Annotated in this window: 5 protein-coding genes; 2 read left to right on the top strand and 3 right to left on the bottom strand. The window is 48.1% G+C overall.

The features are described 5' to 3' along the window. Positions 1 to 178 precede the first annotated feature (178 nt). The 3 genes from I2I33_RS20035 to I2I33_RS20025 all read right to left on the bottom strand — a co-directional run bounded on the left by I2I33_RS20035 (position 179) and on the right by I2I33_RS20025 (position 4,326). The gene (locus tag I2I33_RS20035; protein WP_087422237.1) at positions 179 to 1,828 is read right to left on the bottom strand and encodes an AMP-binding protein; all 1,650 of its coding nucleotides are present in this window, start codon (positions 1,826 to 1,828) and stop codon (positions 179 to 181) included. A gap of 139 nt (positions 1,829 to 1,967) precedes the next feature. Further along, the gene (locus I2I33_RS20030) at positions 1,968 to 2,549 is read right to left on the bottom strand and encodes a DUF4251 domain-containing protein (RefSeq protein WP_087422050.1); all 582 of its coding nucleotides are present in this window, start codon (positions 2,547 to 2,549) and stop codon (positions 1,968 to 1,970) included. A gap of 130 nt (positions 2,550 to 2,679) precedes the next feature. Beyond that, the gene (locus I2I33_RS20025; RefSeq protein WP_087422051.1) at positions 2,680 to 4,326 is read right to left on the bottom strand and encodes an AMP-binding protein; all 1,647 of its coding nucleotides are present in this window, start codon (positions 4,324 to 4,326) and stop codon (positions 2,680 to 2,682) included. A 126-nt stretch (positions 4,327 to 4,452) separates the two neighbouring features. On the opposite strand from I2I33_RS20025, the gene I2I33_RS20020 reads away from it, so the two are divergent. Then, positions 4,453 to 5,112 (top strand): pentapeptide repeat-containing protein, encoded by a 660-nt coding sequence (locus I2I33_RS20020; RefSeq protein WP_087422052.1) that lies wholly within the window; start codon positions 4,453 to 4,455, stop codon positions 5,110 to 5,112. A gap of 137 nt (positions 5,113 to 5,249) precedes the next feature. Beyond that, positions 5,250 to 6,647 carry a glutamate decarboxylase gene (locus I2I33_RS20015; protein ID WP_087422053.1) on the top strand — a complete coding sequence of 466 codons (1,398 nt, stop codon included), beginning with the start codon at positions 5,250 to 5,252 and terminating at the stop codon, positions 6,645 to 6,647. Positions 6,648 to 6,790 lie beyond the last annotated feature (143 nt).

Below are 6,790 nucleotides of genomic sequence, written 5' to 3'. Positions count from 1 at the left end.
AAAATTAGTGCACTGCAACTCTTCTTTTTCAAAGATACACGATTTTTCGTGTTATTGAATAGTGCAAAAGTAAATGTCCAAAAAGTCCTGTTCATAGAGGAGGTGGCACGAAGTGACGGAGGAGTTTTTTGAGGATAAAATACCTTTTGACACAGCCTCATTTTCGCTTTCAGCGAAACTATTGATACAAAAAGCGCTTAATACTCTTCTTTGGTGTTTTTTCAAACTCTTCATTGTATATCGTAACTTTCGCGATCTGGCTGTATGCCGGGAGAGTTTCGTTAATTTGTTTCCGGTTTTCCTCCATGATGGCAGCGATAACCTCGTCCGAGTTCTTGTTGTCTGCATTGATAGCCTCGAAGTCGGGATAGATGAGGGCGGTGAGTTTGCCTTCTTTCTCGACCACGATAGATTCGCTCACGTAAGGAAGGTTATTCAGATGATCTTCAATTTCTTCCGGGTAGATATTTTGACCACTGGGGCCGAGAATCATGTTTTTACTACGCCCCTTGATGAAAAGGTTGCCTTCTTCGTCAATCAGTCCAAGGTCTCCTGTGCGGAGCCAGCCGTCGGGTGTGAAAGCGGCATGTGTGGCCGCCTCGTTCTTGTAGTACCCGATCATGAGATTATCACCTTTGGCAAGGATTTCCCCGACGATATGTGCCGGATCGGGCGAGTCTATTTTCAGTTGCATACGGGGTGCAGCTCTTCCGCAGGAGCCTTTTTTGAAAGTTTCCCATCCGGCATACGAGAGGATCGGTCCGCATTCCGTCATACCGTAACCCACGGTATAGGGAAAATTTATCGAGTGTAAAAATTCTTCTACCTCTTTATTCAGAGCGGCCCCACCGACAATGAGTTCTTTGAAATTCCCGCCGAAGGCATCAATGACTTTCTGACGGATGGAGTTCTTCACTTTCTTGTCGAGTAACGGCAGGTTAAGCATGAGTTTAATCAATGGTTTTTCCAGTGCCGGGAATACTTTTTTCCGGATAATCTTTTCGATAATCAAGGGTACGGAAATAATCAAGTTGGGTCTTACCGTGGAGAATGCGTCCGCAATGATCTTCGGGGACGGGGTTCTCGTTAGGAAAAATACGTGAGCCCCGCTGGCAAACTCGTAGATGAACTCGAAAGCCAACCCGTACATGTGCGCCATGGGGAGCATGGATATAACCTGTTCTCCGGGTAATTTCCCGAATACCCCGAAGGCGAACGTGAGGTTCGACCAAAGGCTGCGATAGGGGAGCATAACCCCTTTCGAGAAACTAGTGGTTCCCGACGTGTAGTTAATAATGGCGAGTTCTTCCGGTTTGTCATACGTGTAGTTCACGTCTTCTGGGCGAAAACGGTCGGGATATTTCTTCCCGAATAGTTCGTTCAGTCGCTCCCGTGCGTGTGATAGTGTTTGACTACGCGACACGAGTATTGAATTATCTTCCAAGCTTAAAATACCTTCCAGAGCTTCCATCGAGGCCTCGTTCAATCCTTCCCACACGACGCTACCCACGAAAAGTAGGCGAGCCTCGGAATGATTCACGATATTGTGTATGTTATCCGGTTTAAATTCGTTTAGGATGGGGACCACGACAGCCCCGTAGGTTAGTGTGGCGAGAAATGCAATTCCCCAATTTGTGGAATTTCTCCCGCATAATGCGATTTTATCTCCTTTTTTAATGCCCGCGTGTTCGAAAAGAATATGTAATTTTTCTATTTTCCGGGCCACGTCCTTGTAGTTACAATTTATTCCGTGATAGTCGGTCAGTGCCGGACGATCCCAGTTTTCCTTGATACTACTCTCTATATAATATATAAAACTTTCTTCCATCTGTAAGTATACTGTCAAACAAATGTCAAAGTTACGAATATTTTTCGAGATTTCGAGGGGAGGGTGAAAAGTAGTAAGGTTCATAAGGTCATAGACCTTATGAACTTTCAGAACCAAAGGTTCGATTTTATAAACTTATTTATATTCCCAGAGCTTTTCTTTTATCATCCGGAATTGGAGTAAGATCACCGCTGTATGAGATACTTGCCCGGTTGTTGCTGGTCACGTTGACACTGCATTTCCCGTTACCGTAAACTTCCACGTAGAAGTTAAAGACATCGTTGCGATTTCTCACGTTGAATTTGTATTCGATGTAATGTTTTTTGCGTTTGTTAATCACCTTGAATGATTCGTTTTCAATCTTTGCTTTCTCGAATTCAATCCCGCCGCCTTGTCCGTATTCCGTGGAGTAGGCCCGTCCGAAGAATGGCAAGCGTCCCGTGGCTATGGTGTCGAGGATAAAGAGTTGTCCCTCGTTGGTAGCCAGCGAAACGTAGCCTTCGCCACCGATGCGTTTCTGCCCGTATTTGGAGTCTATGGTGATGCTGCTGTTACCTGTCGGGAAGGCTTGATCTACCTCGATGTAGAATTCACGGCTTTTCATGAGTTGTTCGATCTTGGCGATACCCGCGGTGTCGCTTTTCTGTTTCTTTTCACCCATTGCAAAGAGGCAGGTAAAAAGGAGTATTCCTATTGGAATGATTGTTTTCAGTGTTTTCATGTTCTTGTTGTTTTTTCGTGAATATAAATGTCATGTTAATATATAGCAAATCATGTACCACGAGCCATAATTCGCTGAATGGATTCACAATATAGTAAAAATAAGGGATATTTGCAAATTTACACCCTCACTACTGGTACAAAAACCGTTTTATACTTCGTTTCGGGGTCTTCTCGAATTCCTCGTCGTGAATCTCTATCCGGGCAATCTGGCTGTATGCCGGGATCTGCTGGTTGATCTGTTTGCGGGTCTCGTGAATGATTTTGAGAAGTGCCTCGCGGGATATTTTGTTTTGTTTCATGGCCTCGGCATCTGGATAGACAAGGGCCACGAGTTTACCTTCCCGTTCAATCACTAGCGATTCTGCGATATAAGGTTGGGCGTTGAGTAGGTCCTCGATCTCTTCGGGGTAAATGTTCTGCCCGCTGGGGCCGAGAATGAGACTTTTGCTACGACCTTTGATGTAGAGATACCCGTCCGGATCCAGCACGCCGAGATCCCCCGTGTGGAGCCATCCGTCGGGGGAAAGTACGGTATTAGATGCTTCCGGGTTGTTGTAGTACCCGTCCATGACATTCATGCCTTTGGTGAGAATTTCTCCAACTTGTTTGAACGGATCGGGCGAGTCGATGCGGATTTCCATGCGGTCCACGGCTCTCCCGCAGGAGGTGGGACGGAACGTTTGCCAGTGGTCGAAAGCAATGGCAGGTCCGCACTCGGTCATGCCGTAGCCCACGGTGTAGGGGAATTTCACGGAATGGAGGAATGCCTCGACTTCTTTATTGAGGGCGGCTCCCCCGACTGCGAGTAGCTTGAATCGTCCCCCGAAAGCATCAAGAATCTGCCGCTTGATCTTGTGGCGGATTTTTCCCCCGATGATGGGCATTTTTAGCATCAGCTTGATATGAAACTTTTCCAGTTGCGGGAGTACTCGACTTTTGATGATTTTCTCGATAATTAAAGGCACGGCGACGATCAGGTGCGGGCGGATGTCGGCAAAGACTTCCCCCAGTATCTTGGGCGAGGGCATTTTTTGTAGGAAGTAGATATGTATTCCGCTGGCGAAGGGGTAAATGAACTCGAAGGCCAGCCCGTACATGTGGGCCATGGTAAGGATGGATACAAGTTTTTCGCCCGGCGTGTAACCCATCTGGTCAAGGGCGTAGCGGAGGTTGGACCACATACTGCGGTAAGGGAGCATCACGCCTTTGGGCGAGCTGGTGGTGCCGGACGTGTAGTTGATCATGGCCAGTTCTTCCGGTTCCTCCGTGCGGTAGTGTATATCCTCGATTCGCAGTTCCCCGGGGTGCCGGGCGGAAAACAGGGTCTCCAGCCGGGTGGCGGTTTCCGAGAGAACCGGGTTGCGGGAGGAGATCACGGAATAATCAGCCATGGCGATGATCCCGTCTAGCGCGGGCATACTCTCGTGGTCTATGTTATCCCACACGGATTTTCCCACGAACAGGAGCCGGGCCCCGGAGTGGTTGATAATGTGGTGAATCGTGTCGGGTTTAAACTCGTTAAGGATGGGAACGGCCACTGCCCCGTAAGTGAGCGTGGCGAGAAAAGCTATTCCCCAGTTGGACGTGTTGCGGCTGCATAGTGCCACTTTATCTCCCGGTCGGATACCGCCTTCCTCGAAAAGGATATGTAATTTTTCAATCCATCGTGCCACGTCTTTATAGTTATGTTCCGCATCCTCGTAGTCCGTCAGGGAGGGAAGGTGCCAGTGTTCTTTTATGCTGTGTTCTATAAGTTTCAAGAAACTCGTTTCCATGATGTTATATAATTAATATTCTCTTCTTATACTGAAAATTAACTTGAAATGTTTTTCTCGCGGGTTTATTTTTATCCGGGGAGAGGTTTGTGTATATTCGCGTGAAACAAGAAAAAATCAGGTCACGTGAAAAGAAATAATAACGAGGTAAGGGTGGTTCCGCCCGTGTTGCAGGGGGTAGAGACGGGGAACGAGTTGTTCAGCGAGTTGTTGGTGGACGATGACGAGGTGGATCGTCGCTCGTTCAGTCGGGAGGTGGTTGATGGGGTGGATTTGTCGGAGGTGAACGTGTCGTCCTGCGTGTTTGATCATGTCTCGTTTCCTGGTTGCCGTTTCCGGGAGTCTCGGCTTGCGGACGTGTTGTTCGAGAATTGTGACCTGTCGAACGTGGACTTGTCGGGGTGCGTGTTGTTCCGGGTGGAATTCCGTTCGTGCAAGTTGATGGGGACGAACCTATCGGACGGTGTGTTGAATAACGTGTTGTTCCAGCATTGCAACGCCCGTTACATGAATCTCTCGATGGGGCGTCTGAAACAAGTACTTTTCGCCCACGATGATATGCAGGGAAGTGCCTTGGAGAGTTGCCGGCTGGAGGCGGTGGCGTTCGACACGTGTAGCCTCGTGGAGGCTGAGTTTTCTCGTACTTCATTGAAGGGGATAGACTTAACATCCTCACGGTTGGAAGGCCTGCGGCTGGGTGTGGGGGATTTACGTGGGGTGGTCGTGTCACCCGTGCAGGCGTTGGATTTAACCCGCTATCTAGGACTGGTTGTCAAGGATGTGTAAGTGATGTCAGCAAAGTACAAGGGTTGTTAAATGTGATGGGAGGTTGAAACTTTCGTTCCGCGGCATCGTAATTATTCACGAGTGTCTTGACAGACACGCCCTTTAAAAATTTTCTAAATAAACTAAACTAATTAATTATGAAGACAGAAAATCCTATCACACCGGTTTTTGGGACGGATGAAGAGGCCCGGGTGGCACCGAAATACGAGATGCCAGAGGGTATGATGCCGGGCGAAGTTGCCTATCAAATCGTGCATGACGAGGCCATGTTGGATGGTAATTCACGTTTGAATCTGGCGACTTTCGTGACTACATGGATGGATGATTACGCTAGAAAAGTGATGACCGAGAACATGGATAAGAACATGATCGATAAGACCGAGTACCCGCAGACGGCGGAGATCGAGCGTCGATGCGTGAATATCCTTGCCAAGTTGTGGAATTCACCGGAGAAACCGTATTGCACGGGTACGAGTACCGTGGGTTCTTCCGAGGCTTGTATGCTGGGTGGTATTGCCGCCTTGAAACGCTGGCAGAAGAGACGTAAGGCAAAAGGTCTTCCTATCGATAAACCGAATTTCATCATCTCGACCTGTATGCAGGTGGTTTGGGAGAAATTCGCTATCTACTGGGATGTCGAGATGCGTATGATTCCCGTGACGGCGGAGAAGATCACGCTTGACCCGCAGGACGTGATCAAGGCTTGCGACGAGAACACCATTTGCGTGGTGCCGATTCAAGGAGTGACGATTACCGGGTTGAATGATAACGTGAAGGAGATTAACGACGCGCTCGACAAGTTGAACACCGAGAAAGGCTGGGAGATTTGTATCCACGTGGACGCCGCTACCGGTGGGTTTATCCACCCGTTCATCGATCCTGAAACGATCTGGGATTTCCGTTTGAAATGGGTACTTTCCATCAGTACTTCAGGTCACAAGTTCGGTCTGGTATATCCCGGTGTGGGCTGGGTGGTTTGGAAAGACAAGCAATATTTACCCGAGGAAATGAACTTTGCCGTGAATTATCTGGGAGCTAATATCCCGAGTATTTCCATCAACTTCTCTCGTCCGGGTAACCAGGTATTGGCCCAGTATTACCAATTCATGCGCTTGGGTAAGGAAGGGTACAAGAAAGTACAGCAAAATTGCCTGAACGTTTGTCTCTACCTGAAAGAGCAATTGAAAAAGATGGGTATTTTCGAGTTCTTCAGTAATGATATGCCGAACCCGTTGTTCATCTGGAAATTGAAAGATGATCCAAACCGGAAATGGACTTTGTACGACTTGTCGGATGCGCTACACGTGGAAGGATGGCAGGTGCCTGCTTACACGATGCCGAAAGCGATGGAGGACGTGATAATCATGCGTGTTGTTGTTCGACAGGGCACCGGGTTTGATTTGGCCGATCTGTTGATGGAGGACATCAAACGTTGCGTGAACCAGTTGGATGCTCTGAAAGAGCCGACAAATAGCGCTCTGATGTGGGCGAAGAAAGAACCACAGAAACCGAGAGGTTTTAATCATTCCAGATAAACATACTGTTTGTCAACTATTTACTATATAGGGGTTGTCTAAAAAGTCTTATCCATTATCTACAAGCTACCCCCTCCAGCTCCCCCTTACACAGGGGGAGAGCTGATTACCAAGCGGTTTCTCCCCCTGTGTAAGGGGGAGTT

Origin of the sequence: Butyricimonas sp. BSD2780061689_150309_C8 (genome assembly GCF_015560935.1) — a bacterium.
Lineage (GTDB): Bacteria > Bacteroidota > Bacteroidia > Bacteroidales > Marinifilaceae > Butyricimonas > Butyricimonas paravirosa.
Note: the sequence above shows the minus strand (reverse complement) of the source record. Positions and strands in the feature narration are given on the sequence as shown.

Coding starts and splice junctions, on each gene's coding strand:
- I2I33_RS20030 (WP_087422050.1), bottom strand. CDS start 2,549: ATGAAAACACTGAAAACAATCATTCCAATAGGAATACTCCTTTTTACC.
- I2I33_RS20025 (WP_087422051.1), bottom strand. CDS start 4,326: ATGGAAACGAGTTTCTTGAAACTTATAGAACACAGCATAAAAGAACAC.
- I2I33_RS20035 (WP_087422237.1), bottom strand. CDS start 1,828: ATGGAAGAAAGTTTTATATATTATATAGAGAGTAGTATCAAGGAAAAC.
- I2I33_RS20015 (WP_087422053.1), top strand. CDS start 5,250: ATGAAGACAGAAAATCCTATCACACCGGTTTTTGGGACGGATGAAGAG.